The following is a 19,634-nucleotide window of genomic DNA, read 5'->3' on the forward strand; positions in this document are numbered from 1 at the left end:
AATTATTCATAGAATCTTTGCTATAATAAAAAACCAAACTGCTTATAAAAACAATTTGGTTTTGTCATAGAAATCAGATTGAAATTATAAAGTTACTTTTTAGACAGCCTTATCTTCTCTTTCTTTTATTGTAGAAATAAACGATGACTAAAATAATTCCCAGAATTATAAATAGCCCGTTCCCTCCTAAAAAATTCAGTATTTCCATATCTTATTTTTTAAACTTGTGTAAAGCGTTTTTGGTAAACTCGGATAATACCAATTCTCCAGAAACAGCTGCTCTTTCGATCAACAGATCACTCCAATGATCTGTTCCTAGCCATGTTACTTTTTTCATTTGCTGTGTAGCTTGTGGATTATAACTTGCTAATTTTTCGGCAAATAGTTGTATTTCTTTATCTAGTTCTCCAATCGTTTCGAAGACTCTGGTAAACAATCCACGTTCTTTGGCCCAATAGGCATTTTTCCATTGAGATGAGTCCCAAGCCAAAGCTTCAAAAGCTGCCAATCCTATTTTTCTGGATACCGCAGGTTCAATCACAAAAGGACCAATACCTATGGTTAGTTCGCTTAATTTAATAGCAGCTGCTTCTGTAGCCATGCAGTAATCGCAAGCCGCTGCCAATCCTACTCCTCCTCCAACTGTTTTGCCTTGTATTCTACCTATGATCGGTTGCTTGCACCTTCTCATCGCATTAATTACATTGGCAAATCCAGAAAAAAACTGTTTCCCTTCTTCTAGATTGGTAATGGCAATCAACTCATCAAAAGAAGCCCCTGCACAAAAGGCACGCTCTCCTTCTGATTTTAGAATAATCACATGTACAGATGTATCATTGGATAAGATATCAAATGCTTTGGTTAATCGCTCTAATAATTCTGATGGAAACGAATTGCTGGATGGATGTCCAAACTCTATGGTAGCAATATGGTTTTCGGTATGTGTATACAAACTTCCATTAGTTCGTGTAGTAGTCATTTGGTTTTGATTTTTGATAAAAATAGGTAATATTCAGCGGTTATAAAAAGAATGCCATCGATAGATCGAAGTGACTTTTACAATTACTATTTGTTCTTTATTAAAAGAAATGATCACTAAACATACTGCTGCTCATAATCTTTTATACTTGATATAAATGTCTACTTTCTAACTAGAGGTTTTTAGAATAACAAATGTCAATGTCGACCAAATTAACAAAACAATGACACCCAATATCATATTTCTAAAACGTATTGTGTCTGACTTTAGACTACACTGTTCAGGATCACTACTAAATACTCTTAACTGAATTTTTTCACCTAATGCTATTTGACTAGAATCTTTTGTTATTCTATCTATTTTTGAAAAAATTTTGCCCTCTATTTCATATTCCAAAGTAACTTTTATTGCTAATTTTTCACCTTGAAAGCTTTTGGATGTAAAGGTCTGAAACACTTCATACTCTTTAATTTCTTTTACCGTTGCTTCCACCAGTTTAGAACGATATTTAAAAATTAAATATTGATAACTCTTGTGGATTACAAAAACCAATAATGCTATTTCTATTAGTGTTAGGTATGCTGACATTATTTTATAATCAACTAATGTTCTTCTGTTTTAATAAATATACGAACTTACGCGTTAGGGATTGTAATGTAAATCCCACAGCCCGAGGATGACGAGGTGCGAGGAATTGTAGTGAAAAGCCCGACCCGATAGGGTAACGCCCAATCACAACACAAGATTAGTCTAACAAAACCAGTAGTTCTACTTATTTATGTTTTATACATCATGTAGTACTTTTAATCCATGGAAAAAAAGTATTTGGTAAAGTTTAGATGGGTTGCTATACTAATCTGTTTGTATGTGATTATTGTAATGGCTATTTTAAAATTCGCTTTTAGCTAGTGGCCAAAGGGTAGTACTTTCGTCTAAACTTAATCAATAATGCCAATCCTCGTATAAACATCCATACCGTAATGGCAATCCATACACCATGGAGTTTCCAATCCATATATCGGGCAATCATAAGAGTAGGAATAAATCCTAAAAAAGTAGACCCTAATAATACATTTCTTAAGAAACCCGTTTCACCCATTCCTTTAAATATTCCGTCACCGACAAAGGCTACTGCATTAATTGGCAGGGCGATAACTACAAGGTAGAAGAAACCTTTAAAAATAGTGATTACTTCTGGATCTTTGGTAAAAATCAGCCCTAACTGCTCTGGAATGAGTAAGGCTGCGCCTCCTAATATACTAGCAACGATAATCCCATACAGATTGACTTTTTTGGACATAGCGATCAGGTTTTTGTAATCCTTAGCACCTAATAATCTTCCGCCCAATATATTACCTGCACCGCCATATCCATCAATGAAAAAAGCGAAAAATAACCACAATTGTATAGCGATACTATGTGCTGCAATATAATTGGTCCCAATACTGGTTGCTTCTCTTGCTGCCAGAATTATGGTGGTGTTTAGTGCAAAAGAACGAATGAACAAGTTAAAACTCATGATCATAAATCGTTTCATCTCGGGATGCCACAGTTTTTCTAATCGTAAGGAAACGTCAGTTTTCTTAAGCAACAAAATCAGAGATAAAATGGCCATAAGTACCTGAGAACACAAACTGGCCCATGCTGCTCCTTCTAGATACATAGGTTCTAAAAACCCTTCGATTCCATAGACCAAAACGATATCAAATATGATATTGGCAACCACTCCGATTAAGGCAATGATCATAGGCCAAAATGTATTTTGCAATCCTCTGAATATCCCAAAAATTGCAAAAACAAATAAGGTAAGTGGAAATCCCCAAACCCTAATTCTGTAATACGAAATACAATAATCGAGCACAACGCCTTCTGCTTTGAGCAGTATAAAAATCTCCTTGATAAAAGGAACTGTAGCTAATAATATTGCGATACTCAATCCTATATTGAAAAGGATTGCTTGCGCTGGTAACGTTTTAACTTCATCCAATTTTCCTGCTCCCAAATATTGAGAAATGATGGCTGATATCACCGCTCTGGTTTGTGCCAATATCCAAATAAGTGCCGATAAAAATGATCCTACAATTCCCACCGCAGCTAGTGATTCTGTGCCGTGTACTGGAATATTACCCACAATAGCAGTATCCGTAGCGGATAATACAGGCTCTGCGATTCCTGCAATGATTGCTGGAACGGCAAGTTTATTGATATTTTTAAAACTTATGATACTACTCACAATACCAATTCATAACAATAAAAAGGATGCTCGCTTTGCTTAGGAAAAAATATATTCCCTAATCTCTGATATCCTCTGGTTTCATAAAACATATGATTTCTTTTGTTTTGGCTAAATGTATCTAACCGTACCGATGCGTACTTCTTTTCTTTTGCCTGAGTTTCTGCCCAATTCATTAACTGCTGAGCATATCCATTACCCCAATAATCCGGATGTACAGCTAATCTATGTACATATAAGCTATTCCCATTTTCTGTTAACCACTGTATAGGAATATACTCATCGTCCATCAATTCTGTAAGTACAATGACACCTTTGATATGACCTTCTTCAAGAACATACAACTCTTCTAACTCAATATCTTTTTCGAAACGTAATCGGGTAGGATAGTATTGGTTCCATTGATAAATTCCTTTGGCAATCATTGCTTTAGCACAAGCTTGTGTTAACTTGTGAATTGCATTTAGGTCTGAAGGTGTCGCTTTACGAATCATAATTTTAATCAAGTGGCAAAAATACAAACTATTATCTCGAAGAGGAGGTTTTAGAAGAAGGCATAATTATTTTTAAAGAAACTTTAAGAAAAGAAATAGCGATTAGTGGTGCATCTGTGGACAAAAAAGCCTTTTAACTCATCAAAAGTTGTAATTTTGCTCCTTAGAACACAAATCAGGCTTAGTAATGAAAAACATCCTAGTCCCATTAGGGTTATCCAAAAATTCTGTAAGTATCGCACGATTGCAATATGCAATTGATTTTGCTAAAGAGTTAGGCGGAACGGTATATGCAGTGCAAGTATTTAAGGAGTTACCCCGATCTGGTAGTCTTCCTTCGGTAAATGAAACGCTAAAAGATATTTCGGCAACTACAATTGAAGAAAAACTCGCTCAGGTAGACAAAAAAGGTGTTACTGTTACAGCACTTCCGCTAGAAGGAGATTTATTAGAAGCCATTCCAGAATTTAATCTAAAACATTCTATTGATTTGATTGTGTTAGGTGCGGAGAGTGATGATATTAAAATGCCTTATTTTTTGGGCGAGACTTCCGGGAGTTTGGTTAAGAAAACAGAAATTCCGGTATTGATCATTCCTGAAAATTATGAGTTCAAGCCCATTTCTAAAATATTAATGGCTATTAAGTCTGGTGTTATCAAAAAAGAAACAACTTTAAATCCTATTAAAGAGATTCTAAGTACGTTTAATGCTGACATCAAATTGTTACAGGTTAAAACGGCAGAGTATTTACCAGAAGATTCGGAGTTTCAGAAAGATTTAGCAACGCTGATCAGTTCTTACAAATCATCGGAAAATGGTACTTTATTCCAAGGGGTTTTAGAACACCTTAATGAAAACAATCCAGATTTACTTTGTGTTTTACGACGTAATAGAGGATTTTTTGGGAAGCTTTGGGAAGATAACAAAGTCCTGAAAAAAGATTTTGAAAGTAGAATTCCGTTGTTGGTACTTAAAGGGGCCTACTAGAAAGATTTGGGGATGTAGCTCAGCTGGCTAGAGTGCTTGACTGGCAGTCAAGAGGTCGTGGGTTCGAGTCCCATCTTCTCCACTGATGAATAGAAGCCTGCACAATGTGTGCAGGCTTTTTTATTTTCCAATCAAGTGAGGTTATACCTGTAATAGCTTTATCTTGTCTAGTATTTAAATCTTTTCTAATACCAATGTTACTTTATTAAAATTAGCAGCGCTGTTAATGACCTTTCTGTAGTCTTCATATAACGCAACATCGATAATGTTTTGATTATAAAATTCTTTAATCGATACTATCAGTTGATTGTCTTTTATCTCGTAAGAGGATGAAAACATAAACAACTCTTTATCGTCCTTGTTATAAGATTCATTGATATTAATCTTATCCAGATTTTTGAATTGATATCCTGTAGGGATGTCTACGACAATCTTTCGATCGTAACTTCTTTCGAATTCATTTTCTGCGGGAAGCTGTCGAACTTTTTCCTGATACATCTCTTGCTGCGGACCGATGATAGACCCAATCTTAAACAGGTATTTATTGCCTGCTTTGTCTACATAATCTTCAGATTTTAGGTCTGCAATAATTCGTAGTGGTTTGGTTCCAAAGTCTTTAGAAGATGCGTTGATTGCTTTCTTTTCTACAATTTCGACATTAGGATTGATAGATTTAATCACACTTTCGATCATTTCATCTTTGTTTTCCTCTTTGGCGATATCCATAAATGGTTGTATGTACACTGCATAATATCCATCCATAACCCGATCCATTTTTAGGTCTGTTACAGTAAGATCTTCTGGATCAAAACTTACATTCATTACTAAATTATAATTGGTCTTATCATAATTTACTGGTTTGATATATTTGATACTACCCACTCCCGACGTAAAGCCTCCTAAGGTTACAGGTTTAATAAACAGTCCATAATTGTCTGTAAAATAACCTGGTGGAAACCCTAATCTAGACTCTATTTTGGTAGGAGCCATATACAATTTAAGCTTAGGAAAGTAGATCAGTGTTTCTAACAAAAAGTTGTAGGCCTCAAACCCTTTATCAAACTTCATTTCTCTCCTGTCGGTCGTATATACGAGTTGATGTTTAATGTTCAGAACTTTACTTAGAGCAAGGTATAGTTTTACAATACCTCTTTCATTAGCCACTTTATTGTCTAATATACTCGAAACATCTTCCAGGTCTTTTCGATTTACATCGGCTACATATATATTCGCTTTGATATAATTCTCTAGCGCTCTAATTTTTGTAGCAGTATCTTCATGATCTGCATCTTCGATAGATTTTACAAACTTTGTTATTTTTTTATTGAGCTTTTCATCTACTTCTGGAAATAAGTTTTTATAAATATTCTGAGATCCTATTCGATACGAAACGATATCATTAGCTGGATTATTGGTGTTTTTCTCTAGCTTATAGATCAGGTATTTTTTCATGGAACCATAAGGAGCTTGCTCCTCATTATCAATCGCTTCTAAGGTATCAAGCTCTAGTTTCCAATGATTTTTATCTGTATTGGTAGTATCCTGAATCACATCAGGAAGCCCATTATAGCTTTTGGTTTTAAAAATCAGATTGGTAGGTGCTAACAATTCGAAACTTACATTCTCTTTTTCGAAATCTGATTGTAATGTTACTCTTTTTCCTGTATATCCTGGATATCTCTTTACAACAAAAAAGTACTCTATAAATCCTCCTTTTTCTACTCCTTCTAAGGCGTAATATTTTAAGGTACGTTTTGTTTCTTCATCTTCGGAAGTTAGAATCTTAGAATCATCTAATTCTATAATTTTACCTGATTTGGTAATAACACGAGCTTTATTGGTTACCACCTCAGAGTTGGGACTCGAAGGAAGGTATACCTTGTTATATTTCTCGATATTATCATTAGAATTAAGCCAATATAGTTTATGAATCAATGCATATTCTACAAAGCTATCATCGTCCAAAAAATAGAACTCATTAACTACCTTGTCTTTAAAAGCCACGATGTCTTTATCCTCATATTTTTTTAGATCGATAGTAGCCACTGGATCATCATCCCAATCGTAGGTTGTATAGTAAGGTTCTTTTTGACTCCACAAATTGCTGGTCAAAAGAATTATAATTGCTAAGTATTTTAGTTCTTTCATTTATAATTTTTTAGTTGTCAAACGTGCTGGATTTGTTTACTTTTTATCTTTTAGAATTACCACTTCTTTAAAATTTTTCTCAATCTTTTTAATCAAATTATTGAACTCTTTTTGCTGAGAAACATCTAATAAAATAAAATCCTGATTCATTTCTAATTCATATAGAATAGAAGATCCTTGTTTGGTATAAGTAATCGAACACTGAAAAAAATCATTCTCAATAGAAAAACTTTCAGGAATGTAGGATACTTCTTTATCCTTTGGAATTTCTAGTACTGTTACATTTTTGGTATAGGATTTATATCTATATTCTCTTGCGCTTTTTCGGTCTTTCTTAAGTTTAAAACGACTAATCTCTTTATTGAGATTTAGGTTAATATAGGTTTCATTATCCAAGGTAGTCATGTAATCCTTTATGTTGAATGCATAGTTGATGGTAAAATCCTTATCGTAATCGTACTTATTAATTTCTTCAAAGCTTTCGATCAAAAACTTATTGCTTCCTTTTCTAAGTTCTCTGGTATAAATTGACTTTAGATTTTCTTCTTTTTTCTCTCTTTCGAAGGCATTAAAGAAATCTATTTTAGAATATCCAGATAGTTTAAAACTTCCTTTCCCTTTTATTGTTTGGTCTTCAATTTTTAAATAGGTAGAATCGATAAGCGTATTTCTTTTAGCATCTATAACCGGAACTTCTTTGATCTCAAATTCATTTTCGTTTACAGCTACTAATGCTTCTTTTCCCTGTATAAAAGAAGTTGGTAAATCGATAGGAATGTATCTTCCCGTAGCATCTAGATAATAGATGTCATCGCCATCTTTGTAGGTAAGAATCATATGATTATCCACAGAAGGAGTAGGAACTTCTTCATACTTATAAGGTATGCTACGCGTACCTATCCAGGTTAAGTTTCCTTGCAGGCCTGCAATCTCGAGCATTTCTTGTAGTATACTTGAATTATCCTTGCAGTCTCCATATTTTTTATTGAACACATCATTTGCTTGCCTAGGAACAAAACCTCCTAAAGCATATTCGAAAGCGATGTATTTTATATTTTCCTGAACCCAATAGTAAATAGCTTTTACCTTTTCGAGATCCGTTTTTTTATCCTGTGTAAGTTGTGCTACGATCTTTTCTAATTCCTGATCTGGTTCTGATTTATTGATATCTTTTACTAGAGAATAGTACCAATCGTATAGGTCTGATACTTCGCCAAGCACTTTTACTTTCTTTCCTTTGGATTCATATTCGGTGATCATCGGAATTAAATGCGGTAGTGTATTTCTAAAGTTGGGAGCACCAGGTTCTATCTCAAATTTGTCCATTTGGTTTACTTCCCAGGTATACACTTTCTTTCCTCTTTTTTCGGATTCTGAAAAATTTATCGGAAGTTCTCCTATATTAAAATCCTTAAATTTCATGGAGATATTCTTATCCACAGTAATTGTTAGTTTACTCTTTACTGTGGGATTAAAATCTGCAAAAAAGAAAGTTCCCAGAAATCGAGGATTCTTAATCTTTTCTACATACTTAAGTTTGGATTTAGAGCCTGGTTGTAAATTTGGATAAATAAAATTAATCGACTTAGAATCATCGTAGAAACTTTGGTCCATCTCATCTTTGGTCACAAAATCTTCTACTTTGATCGTGTTATACTTTCCATTTTCATATACCATAGAAGCTGCTTCTATCTCTTCTACTTCTAAAAAAGTAGAATAGTTGATGGATTGTTTTGATTGATATGTTGCTGCGGCATCTAGGTATAGATTCTCCTCCATTACCTCTTGCGTAATCAAAATCTCTCCATTCTTCAGGCGAATATCTATGTTTCTCTCTTCTAACAATTTTACCGAATATTCTTCGGGATATTTTGCTTTGTATTCTTTAAATAAAGGTGAGGCACTTTGCGCATGTCCTATAAAAGACAGCAGTAGTACCAACACTACTAATTGATTTCTAAGCATATTTTTTATCTTATTTTGTGGCTACGTCATTGTAATATACTTTTTCTTTGGTTAGTTTTCCAGCTTTATCATAATATAATGCTTTTCCGCTGCGTTCATTTTGGCGATATAGTACCTCTTCTTTGATCTTTCCATTTGGGTGATACTTTTTGTATGGTCCGTTTAATAGTCCATGATCATAGATCATTTCTTCTTTTACTTTTCCATCGGCATAATATTTAGTGTATTTCCCATCAATATTTCCATATTTGTTATCACTAATTCGTTCTAACTGACCAGAGTAATAATAGGCTTTAAACTGATTCACAAGCACTCCATTTTTAAACTCTCCTTCCATAGAAGGCTTTCCGTTATCGAAATATGCTTGCAGCTTTCCGCTATAATTATCAATAGGTATCATCGGTAGTAGCTTACCCTCTTTATCATGATAGCTATAGCCTATAATATTATCCAAATGATAATAGCGAACTACCTGTAATTTTCCTTCTGGACTATAAAACTCTCGCTCTCCATGCATTTTATCATCGATATACGGAATCTTACGAATTAGAATACCTTCTTCATTATACGATTCATACACTCCGTTTAATTTTCCTGATTCGTAAGAAAATTTCTCATTAATTGTACCATTTTCATGATAGGTAGTCCATGTTTGATCATATTCTCCCTGAAAATACTGTCCTTTTCTACTTACTTCTCCGCTATCATAATACCAGATCCATGAACCGTGTAGATTATCATTGAGAAAACTACCTTCAATCACTATTTTACCTTCGGTATTATACTTGGTATACTTTCCATTTTTTACACCATACATATATTCGGTAGTGGATTGAGTTTTTCCGTTGTATCCTTTTATGGTAACGGTATAGGATTCTTTGGTAGGATCATAGAGTACTTCTTGTATTAGACTACCATCCGGATGATACTTTTTTTCTGCAACTATATCGCCATACGCATACATACTGGTGGATAGTAATTTTCCTTCTACTCCATAAAGCTTTTGTGTTCCATGTTGTTTCCCTTTGTGATAGAAACTTTCTCTTTTCAGGGTTCCGTCTGGATAATAGGATTTCCAATCGCCATGAATCAGATTTTTTTGATACCAACCATGTTCTGCCAGCGCACCATTTTCATGATATCTGCGGTAATATCCATGAATAGAATCATTTTTATAAGGTGTAATTGATTCTTCTTTCCCAGATCTATAATAGTTATAGTTATCTCCTTGTACCTTATTATCTTCATAAGGTACTTTGTTTGTCATATACTCTTCAGAATAGTATTTCCATTCTCCTACTTTTCCTCCTTTGATATCGTATAAGCCTTCGGTAATTAAGCTTCCTAAAGGATCATATCCTTTATAATAAAACTCGCCTTTCTTTTTTCTTCCTTCGCCGATGATCTCCTTGTTTTTATTGTAATATTTAAAAGCGATAAACTCATCATTTCTATAGGTAAAATCGTAATGTAGCTTTCCATCTACATCATACTCCAAATAGGCTTCATTAAGTTCTCCTTTTTTATACGTAATAGCATTCATTAAGGCTCCATTTCTATGATATAACTTCCAGTTACCATCATAATATCCTTGTGCGGTAACACCTTCTTCAGATTTCTGCCCATTGCGATAGTAGGAGACATAAGGTCCATTATACAATCCTTCTTTATACTCGTATTCGCCCATTAATTCTCCTGTATGGTAATACAATTTTTCTGTTCCGTTTACTTTTCCATCTAGGAAAGAACGTTTTTTAAATAAAGAACCATCTACATAATATTGTCTAAGCTCTCCTACAGGTTTCCCATCTTTATACATCAGCTCATAATCCTTTGCGCGCTCACCAATTTTGTGATATGATAGGTACTGGCCATCAAGCACTCCGTTTTTAAACTGTTTGTGTTCTACGAGTGCTCCTTTTTTATTATACTTTTTGTAGTCTCCGTTTAATTTTCCGGCTACGTAATTACATTCTATTTCCTTATTTCCATTTTTATAAAAATAGGTATACTGTCCTTCTAGTTTTCCGTCTTTATAATGCTCTTCTTCAGAAATGTTTCCCGAAGCATCATACCATTGCCAATCTCCCGTGCGCACCCCATCTTCATTAAATTTTCCGTTTCCTATGCGTCTTCCTTTATCATCATATACTTCCCAATTTCCTATCTTTTTACCTTCATTCATGATCCCTACAGCTTGTAAAAAGTTATAATTTTCATAAGCATAGGTCACCTTTTGTTTTTTTCCTTCGAATACCTCTTCATTATCAGCCTCCATAATGGCTTGCCATTTATCATACGCCACATCAATAAAGGACTTTATCTCATCTACATTCTTATCTACGATTTTCTTAAAATCTTTATTCTGAATACTATAAGAAATGGTGTAGGTAAAAGCATCGAAATGATTATTCTCTGTAATCCAATTAAAAAATGGTACATATTTGCGATCCCAAAATCCACCATTGCCTTCATAATCCTGTAATTGCTCTAATAGCGCTTGATTCTGGCGCGTTAATCCAATATTGATTTTATTATTTAGTTTAAAATCCTTGTTCATCGCCATTCTACTATCCAATACCAAATCAATATCTTCGAAAGTTTCATCATCCTCAGAAATGGTAATGTCTAAGGCTTCTATGTCACTTTTCTGCGAGACTAGATTATTGATCAGGTTAAGCGCATTAAACGAATTTTCTCCATCAGGATTTATAATCAGATACATATTAAAAGCCATTAATGCTTGTGCCGTCTGACCTTCTTTATAAGATAGTTTCCCGATCTCTAGGTGGCTTTTCTCATAGAAGGGATTGAGCATTACGGATTGTTTATAGTTTTGTAATGCTTTTTCCCACTGTTCCATTTTCTGGTATATATATCCCAGATTGTGATACAGTACATTGTTTTTAGGATAGTGTTTAAGGGCATTGGTATATACTTCTATCGCTTGTGGATACTTTTCTGCCTGTATCAATGCCAATCCTTTGTTTAGGTAAAAGGAATACTCCTCGGTAGTATCCTCGGCTTGTAGTCCCTGATCACAGATGGCCACTACCTCATCATATTTCTCTAACTGTAGTAAGTAATAGGATTTGGTCACCAAATTAGCGGTATAAATAGAATCATTTACACTAATCTTATCGAGCTCGGTAAGAATGCCCTCATAGTCTTCTTTTTCTTCTAATTCATATAAGCTTTCTAATATCTGATTATACTCTACTAATGGAATTTCTTCCTGACCATAAAAAATACTCGTGGTTATGATGGTCATGATCACTATTATTCTCTTCACACGTTTACATTTTAGTTGTTACTTGGCTATATATGGTATCCTATATAAGAATACAGAAAAGAGTTATACGATATACTTGGTATATCCGCATACTTTTGGTAATTATTTCCCCTTTATAATAAGAAAAAGTTTCCCTTTTCTAAAATATAAGGCCCAAAATATTTGCTTATCCCTTTATAATAAGTATCAAAAACTGGGATAATGTTACCTTACTTTTGGTTGATTTTTTTGGTGAGAGTTATCGTATACTTAATATCCTTTTGGATTAAAACTCGAACAATTTATATTTATAAGTATTGGTCATAAAAAGAAAATGAGCAAAAGCATCCTCCTATTTTGTTATGTTTTACTTCTTATTTTTAGACATCTTTTCAGCGAGCACTAATGCATTATAAGCATTAACTACTTTTCCAGATTTAGATAGTTCGGAGAAAGGTACTTGTTTTACAGAACCATCTTCCTGTTTCATTGCCACAGTAACATCATATGAAATTCCCGACTCTAATAAAATTTGTTTTACTTCTTTGGCAGAAAGATTTGGATAATAGGAACGTATTAATCCAGCGATGCCGGATACTACAGGAGAAGCCAAAGAGGTTCCACGCGAACTAGTATATTTATCTGTTCCGTACTCTGTGGTATACATATCTACTCCAGGAGCAAAAACATCTACATGTTTTTTCCCATAATTAGAAAAACTTGCTCTTAGGCTTTGTATATCCCAAGTACTCGCACCCACGACGATAAAGTTATCTACAAATTCCTTTTCATCACTGTTATAATCATTTAGATAATATTTTACCTGATCATTATTTGTATTTTCATTTCCTCCTGCGGTGATCAACAATACATCTTTATCTGCAGCATATTTAATTGCATCGTTTACCCATTTTTCATTTTGTGACAGTGTTTTACCCCAGCTCATATTAATTACTTTGGCACCATTATCAACGGCATATTGTATAGCTAAAGCTACATCTTTATCGCGTTCATCACCACTAGCCACCATAACAACTGGCATTATTTTTATATTATCGGAAAAACCTTTCATACCCACATTATTAGATCGAATAGCACCTAAAGTTCCTGCTACTACCGTTGCATGCTGAAATGGTACGTCTCCATATACGATAGGACTACCGTAGTTATTATCATTGATGTCATCTGCATTATCACCAGGTATTGTACGCTCATCGAAATCTAAATTGAGCATTGTTTGGGTCCTATTTTGGTAACTATTAATATATTTGTTAAGTCTTTCTTCTGTAAGGTTATATTGTATCCCTACTTTAAATTCTGATAAGGCATTTGTGATAATAGAATCGTTTTCATGAACTTTTATTAAACTATCCAATTCAGTGATCTTATATTCCTTTTTGGGGTATACACTGTCTAAAAAAGCCTTCCCTTGGATAATAGCTTCTCTAGTTTGTTTAATCTTTTTTAGTGTTTCCTTGTTTTTAATAACATCGTTTTCCCATTTTTCGAACGCTTTGGTATACAATGCATAGGCTTCTTTATCGTTATCAGCTATATCTGCTAGTTTTTTATCTTTAAAAACGCTGTTATACTTTCTTACGATTCTGGTACTTTCCAGATGCTCATACTTTACAAATTCTCCTTCGGTATTACTAAGAAAATCCCATCCATGGACATCATCGATATATCCGTTTTTATCATCATCAATACCATTATTAGCTATCTCGTCTGTATTGATCCATATCTGATCTTTTAAATCCTCATGATAAATATCCATTTTTGTATCCAACACCGCTACGATGATCTCTTGCCCTTTTTTATTAGCTAGTATTTCTTTATACGCCTTTTCTAAGCTCACTCCAGGAATAGTATCTGTATCAAAATCCTTATGATACCAGGTTTTTAGTTCCTCTTTAGATAATTGTTTAGTATTATTAGTCTGAGCTGATACTTGATATTGATACACGAGTACGATGAGTACAAATAGCTTAGTGATTTTTGTCATGATATTACTTTTATTGGTATTGAAGTCCCTTGATATTATTCTGTTATATAAACTTTGTCTACTAGTAAGTATGCTAAGATAGGATTATGTTACCTTTAGGAGTTAGATTTTTAGTAGTTGAATTCGAATACGCAAAATTAGTCCTTGTTTTTAGACATCTTTTCAGCCAACACTAATGCATTATAAGCATTAACTACTTTTCCAGATTTGGAGAGTTCTGAAAAAGGAATAGTATTTTTCTGATCATCTAACGTAATATTAACTTGATAAACATTTCCAGAATTTAGGATGATCTTCTTCATTTCGCTAGCCTTCAATTTTGGATAATATGACCAAATTAATGCAGCCAAACCCGAAACAATTGGAGCAGCAAAAGATGTTCCTCCGTTTGTTTCATATTTGTTATTCGGACTAGCCACATATATATCATCACCTGGGGCAAAAACATCAACATTTTTTTTACCATAATTAGAAAACGAAGCCAAAATTTTATCATTTATATGATAAGTATTTGCCCCAACATTTATATAACAATCGGAAATTTCTTTGTTATTTTCAATATCGTTTGGAAAATAGTAATTCTTATCAACATTCATGTTATCATTACCACTAGCAGTGACTAATAAAACATTATTCTTCGTAGCATATTGAATAGCTTGAGTTACTACTTTCTTATTCATAGAAAACTCTTTACCAAAACTCATATTTATCACCTTAGCACCATTATCTACCGCATATCTAATTCCATTAGCCACATCATTATCATATTCATCTCCTTGAGGAACAACTCGAATAGGCATTATTTTTACCATATTCGTGATTCCTTTTAACCTAGAATTATTATTCCTGTTTGAAGCTATAATACTTGCTACGTTTGTACCGTGTGACTCTACTTTTAAATCACCACTTACATCGTTATTACCATAAAAATGGTTATTATCGACATTTTCCCTTCCTTCATAATTCAAATTAAGTTTGTAATTTTTTACAACTTTGTTATCTTCTTGATAATAAGCAATCCATTGATCATCCATGTTATAATACAAGGAAGTAATTCTGTTCATCAAATGTTGCTTTAATACTTCATCACCCTTAGGGTCAATTTTATAAATATCATCTATAGTATAGTTTTCGTCAGGAAAATATTTTTTCAAAACTTCTTTTGCTTTTTCTTGATCACTAGCAAATTTTTCTATATATTCTATATCTTCTTCTAGTGTTGATAAACTTAATTTATAACTTTCTTTTGCTCTTTTATATTCCTTAAAATATTGTTGATCTTGTAAATCTAGATTTATAGTATCTTTCTCCTTAAAGTATCTTTTATATTTTTTTAAAATTCTAACAAGTTCCCAATTCTCATAAACGATATTTTCATTCTTACTATTGGTTAAAAAATTCCACCCATTAATATCATCTACATAACCATTTTTATCATCATCTAGACCGTTATTGGGAATTTCATTTTTGTTTACCCAGATAAAATCTTTAATCTCAATATGGTTGATGTCTATTCCTGTATCTATAACAGCTACAATCACAGTATCTCCTTTTTTGTAATTAATTAGCTCATTGTATGCTTTATCCAAACTAATACCTGGTATTGTATCATTAATAATATCCTTATGTTGCCAGTGTATGAGTTCCTGTTTTGTTATTGACTTTTTATTATGAACAATAACAAAAGAATTTGTGTTAGACTCGATATTTACAGATCTACAACTTATGATTAGTAATAAAAAAATGAATTTGATAGCCCTTGAAAGCATAAGGTTTTGGTTTTCTCCAAATCTATTCGATTTCTTCGTGTGACAAGGAGCAAATACTGTTATGACTATCTAAATTCCTTGAATTTAGATTACATTAAATAGAATCAAAATCTTTCGATTCTAATCTAATATCCTCTTGTTTAATTCTTTTATAAAAAATGAAGGATATATGCCTTTATTTTTATAAAAGGCCTGAGAAAACGACTCGGGGTTTTTAAACCCCATTTCAGCACTAATAGCTTTTACGGTATATTTTCTAAATACCTTATCTGTTTTTAGCTTTTCAATTGTATAATCAATCCTTAAAGAGTTTATATAATTAATAAAGGTTTTTTTATGATAATGATTTATAACTTTTGAAAGATATTTAGTATTGGTACTCAACTTTTTTGCTAATGCACTTATAGTAATATCATTCTCAACAAAACCTCTATGGCTTTCGAACATATCTAATTCAGACAATATTTGATCTACAATTCCTTCAGGAACACCTAAGTCAATATCTTCTTTTTTTGGTTTAATAACTGATACTTGCTCTCGGTTTGACTTTATAATCTCTTTAAATTTTTTTCGATACTTCTTCTTTTTTTGAATATTAATAAAAATAACCACTACAAGTATTAATGCAATCAAGATTAATACAAATACTAAATATGTAAGTTTTCGGTTATCCTTATTTACTACTTTCAAAAGTCTTTCCTTCGAAGCTAGAAGTTCTGGAGTATCAAACTTTCTAATCAAATTTTTACTGAGATATTTATAGTCATCAACTAGTATTTTATCAACCCTAATAAGCTTTTCTGTAAAAGTTAGCTGATTATTTTTATCATCATTTTTTTTATAATAACTTATTAAAGACTCATAAGCACCCCTCAAATCAGGATGAACAGCACCAATTTCATCACATAGAGAATCAACTCTTCTATAAAATTCAACAGCCCGTTTTTCTTTTTGTTTTTCTTGATTTATCTTTCCCAGATAAAAATAGGCAAAAGCAAGGTTTGATTTGTCTTCAATACTTTTTAAAAAGGAAATCGATTTCTCGATACTGTCTTGAGATATTTTATAATTACCTCTTTCAAAATGATTAATACCTTCACTAAAAATGAAGTATCCAGAATAATCCTTGTATTCCCAAAGTGTTGATAGGTTTATTCCCTCTTTATTATGAATAGAGGATGAGTCAATTTTATTATTCCTATAATATTCATCCGATAATGCTTGGAGTATAACCAAAAAATTTTCTTTATCTCTGTTATTGTTCAAATTAATTTTTGCGTAGTAATAACAATCTTTAAAAATTTTTAATGCTTCTTCATGTTCACCAACACGACTCTTTAAAGTAGCAATAGAATACTTTGTATCATATAATAAACTTAAGTTTTGATTATTTTTGGAAAATCTATGAGCTTCAATAAAACTATCCAAACTATTCTTAAAATCCTTTCTGTCATATAATGTTAGTCCCTTTATATAATATGCAAAAGAAGGGTAATTCCAAACATTCTTATTTCTTGTAAAATTTATAATACTATCTAAATAAGCTATTTCTAAGAATTCATCATTTTTTAATGACGCTAAATAACTTTGATTACGAAATGCTTCCGCTATTCTTCTTATTTTATTTTCTTCAATTTTTGTCTTATTTTCAATTGCTTTTTTCTGAAACAAATTAACACAGTATTCCTTAATACTAAGATCTACATCATCCGAGTAAATAACCTGAATTAACTCGTCGTAGTTCTTTGTTTTTAAAGAATCTAAACCTTCCTGAAAAATATTCAAAGAATAACAGAGCTGGGTACTAAAAAACCCATAAAAAAGAATTATTAACAGTATTGTTTTTCTCATTTCCCGTTCTCACTAGCAAACTTATAAAAGAAGAATTTGTTTTTCAAAACATTACTTCACTTTCCCTCTTTACTATTCACTAAATTATTTGTAAAAAAACCTTAATACAAAGTCTAAATTCCGTGAATCTAAAGTCGAATTTCAAGGAATCACGACCATCTCCTCTTGCACTAACGTAATTCTCACACATATATTTGTCATGACAAAAACGTAGTTCCAAAAATCTGATCAGTTACAAAACTACAGTAAAAACCAATAGTAACTTTATAGAATTCCGTAATGGCATTAGAAAATTTAATAAGCATTAGCTTTACAGAAGAAGAATTAACACAGTTAGATGGACATTTACTGGGCATTCGCCAGATACTTACTGGTAAAACAGTAAACCTTACTCCTGATCAGCGTAGACAATACGGACGTATTGCCAATCAGAACAAACTAATTGTAGACAAAGCCAAAAATTATATGGAGCAACATCCTAACTGGATTCCTAGTTTTATCGACAAAGAAGAGTTTGACAAAGATTATCTGGCACGTACACAAGTAGAAAACAGAGTACAACTCCTAGAAAATCTAACCCAACAACTGGTAGATACCAAAACCCTCTTAGATCACGATAATTATACCAATGCGCTAAGCTTTTATCGCATGAGTCGTTATCTAGCCGGTGAAAATGAACCGGGTGCCAAATCAGTATATGAAGATATGAAGGTGTTGTTTAATAAGACGACATCCAGTATTGATAACACGGATACAACCTCTTAACACCATACATAGCGCTGGTGAGTTAGCCAATAAATCACTTGCCTTACTACTCATAAGGAAGATATTAATAGTTGTTACCCCTCCTATGAGCACTTCGAAGGATCAACATACTATTTCGAAGGATTAGATTACTAGTACGAACCCCAAGAAATAGGGTTGATAACCCGTACATCGAGACTTATAAGCCATCGAATACCGCTTATAAGTATCAAATCGATCCTTAGAAGTGCTTGCTACAAGGGTGATACTCAGTAAAACGATTCTTATAAATAGTAATTCAATCCTTAAAAACAGTTAGCCATGGGGTACACCCCTTAGGCAGATGGGGTATATAAAAATGTAACAGTATAAATGAAAAAGTGAATAGTACCTAGGAAAGTAACATAGAAATAGGATGCATTCGCATATGGTACAACATACAATTACATAAACACAACAACATAATGTCACTCGGAGTATGAAAAAACACTCTGAAAGAATTGGTGTGACAAACAACGTATAGGAAAACATGAACTCAACAACAAACAAACACATCATAGCAGGGATTATCTCAGGGGATCATCTGGTGCTAAAATCATTTTATAAAAAAGACTTACCAGCGGTAAAAAAGTATATCCTACGGTATCAAGGTACTATCGAAGATGTAGAAGATATTTTTCAGGAAGCCATGGTATTATTATATCACAAAGCCCGCTCTGGTAGCTTAGCATCCTTAGAGTCTTCTATACACACCTATTTTATTGGGATTTGCAAAAACAAATGGAGAAATCAATGGCGTAGACAGCACATATTAGCATTTCAGGAACTTCATGAAAACTATACATTAGATCCTTCGGAATCTGTTATAGAACAAATAACAAGAGCCGATGAACAGGACCTGTTTTATAAACATTTTACACGATTAAGTAGCCAAAGTAAACAACTACTGCAATTATTTTTTGAAGGAAAAAGTATGAAGGAAATCGCTAGTCGCTTCGGACTATCAGAAGGCTACACTCGCAAAAAAAAACATATTCATAAAGAACGATTAACCCAAATGATACAAAATGATCCTGTATATGTAGAGTTGGTGGTGGGTTAGGTACTAGGTATGAGGTTTTAGAAGTTGGATGTCGGGTGTGAGGTGTGAGGTGTGAGGTGAAAGTGGTGAGTATTGAGAAGTGAGT

13 protein-coding genes and 1 tRNA gene are annotated in these 19,634 nt (G+C 33.0%); 4 read left to right on the forward strand and 10 right to left on the reverse strand.

Annotated elements, in window-relative coordinates:
* Nucleotides 1-211 precede the first annotated feature (211 nt).
* The 4 genes from Q1B37_RS15945 to Q1B37_RS15960 all read right to left on the reverse strand — a co-directional run bounded on the left by Q1B37_RS15945 (nt 212) and on the right by Q1B37_RS15960 (nt 3,706).
* The gene (locus tag Q1B37_RS15945; protein WP_299900073.1) at nt 212-979 is read right to left on the reverse strand and encodes an enoyl-CoA hydratase/isomerase family protein; all 768 of its coding nucleotides are present in this window, start codon (nt 977-979) and stop codon (nt 212-214) included.
* Between the two features lie 168 nt (nt 980-1,147).
* Nucleotides 1,148-1,567 (reverse strand): hypothetical protein, encoded by a 420-nt coding sequence (locus Q1B37_RS15950; protein ID WP_299900075.1) that lies wholly within the window; start codon nt 1,565-1,567, stop codon nt 1,148-1,150.
* A gap of 313 nt (nt 1,568-1,880) precedes the next feature.
* Nucleotides 1,881-3,212 carry an MATE family efflux transporter gene (locus Q1B37_RS15955; RefSeq protein ID WP_299900078.1) on the reverse strand — a complete coding sequence of 444 codons (1,332 nt, stop codon included), beginning with the start codon at nt 3,210-3,212 and terminating at the stop codon, nt 1,881-1,883.
* Nucleotides 3,209-3,706 carry a GNAT family N-acetyltransferase gene (locus Q1B37_RS15960; protein WP_299900080.1) on the reverse strand — a complete coding sequence of 166 codons (498 nt, stop codon included), beginning with the start codon at nt 3,704-3,706 and terminating at the stop codon, nt 3,209-3,211. Before Q1B37_RS15960 ends, Q1B37_RS15955 begins: the two co-directional genes overlap by 4 nt.
* 187 nt (nt 3,707-3,893) lie before the next feature.
* On the opposite strand from Q1B37_RS15960, the gene Q1B37_RS15965 reads away from it, so the two are divergent.
* Together Q1B37_RS15965 and Q1B37_RS15970 are read left to right on the forward strand one after the other, a co-directional pair.
* Nucleotides 3,894-4,694 (forward strand): universal stress protein, encoded by an 801-nt coding sequence (locus tag Q1B37_RS15965; protein ID WP_299900083.1) that lies wholly within the window; start codon nt 3,894-3,896, stop codon nt 4,692-4,694.
* 8 nt (nt 4,695-4,702) lie between these two features.
* Nucleotides 4,703-4,776: transfer RNA gene (locus Q1B37_RS15970), tRNA-Ala, on the forward strand.
* A 92-nt stretch (nt 4,777-4,868) separates the two neighbouring features.
* Here Q1B37_RS15970 and Q1B37_RS15975 read toward each other — a convergent pair.
* The 6 genes from Q1B37_RS15975 to Q1B37_RS16000 all read right to left on the reverse strand — a co-directional run bounded on the left by Q1B37_RS15975 (nt 4,869) and on the right by Q1B37_RS16000 (nt 17,523).
* Nucleotides 4,869-6,842, reverse strand: coding sequence for a DUF3857 domain-containing protein (locus Q1B37_RS15975; protein WP_299900086.1), 1,974 nt, complete (start codon nt 6,840-6,842; stop codon nt 4,869-4,871).
* A gap of 36 nt (nt 6,843-6,878) precedes the next feature.
* Nucleotides 6,879-8,807, reverse strand: coding sequence for a DUF3857 domain-containing protein (locus tag Q1B37_RS15980; protein WP_299900089.1), 1,929 nt, complete (start codon nt 8,805-8,807; stop codon nt 6,879-6,881).
* A 10-nt stretch (nt 8,808-8,817) separates the two neighbouring features.
* The gene (locus Q1B37_RS15985) at nt 8,818-12,099 is read right to left on the reverse strand and encodes a tetratricopeptide repeat protein (protein ID WP_299900092.1); all 3,282 of its coding nucleotides are present in this window, start codon (nt 12,097-12,099) and stop codon (nt 8,818-8,820) included.
* A gap of 346 nt (nt 12,100-12,445) precedes the next feature.
* On the reverse strand, nt 12,446-14,083 hold the full coding sequence (locus Q1B37_RS15990; protein ID WP_299900095.1) for a S8 family serine peptidase: 1,638 nt from the start codon (nt 14,081-14,083) through the stop codon (nt 12,446-12,448).
* A 137-nt stretch (nt 14,084-14,220) separates the two neighbouring features.
* Nucleotides 14,221-15,852 carry a S8 family serine peptidase gene (locus Q1B37_RS15995; protein WP_299900101.1) on the reverse strand — a complete coding sequence of 544 codons (1,632 nt, stop codon included), beginning with the start codon at nt 15,850-15,852 and terminating at the stop codon, nt 14,221-14,223.
* Nucleotides 15,853-15,972: 120 nt separating this feature from the next.
* Nucleotides 15,973-17,523, reverse strand: coding sequence for a helix-turn-helix domain-containing protein (locus Q1B37_RS16000; protein ID WP_299900104.1), 1,551 nt, complete (start codon nt 17,521-17,523; stop codon nt 15,973-15,975).
* Between the two features lie 459 nt (nt 17,524-17,982).
* Here Q1B37_RS16000 and Q1B37_RS16005 point away from each other — a divergent pair, with 459 nt between their 5' ends.
* Both Q1B37_RS16005 and Q1B37_RS16010 read left to right on the forward strand, forming a co-directional pair.
* Nucleotides 17,983-18,468 (forward strand): hypothetical protein, encoded by a 486-nt coding sequence (locus tag Q1B37_RS16005; protein WP_299900107.1) that lies wholly within the window; start codon nt 17,983-17,985, stop codon nt 18,466-18,468.
* Nucleotides 18,469-18,976: 508 nt separating this feature from the next.
* Entirely contained in the window at nt 18,977-19,549 is a 573-nt protein-coding gene (locus tag Q1B37_RS16010; RefSeq protein ID WP_299900110.1) for a sigma-70 family RNA polymerase sigma factor, read from the forward strand.
* The last annotated feature ends 85 nt before the right edge of the window (nt 19,550-19,634 follow it).

The organism is uncultured Aquimarina sp., assembly GCF_947492965.1.
Lineage (GTDB): Bacteria > Bacteroidota > Bacteroidia > Flavobacteriales > Flavobacteriaceae > Aquimarina.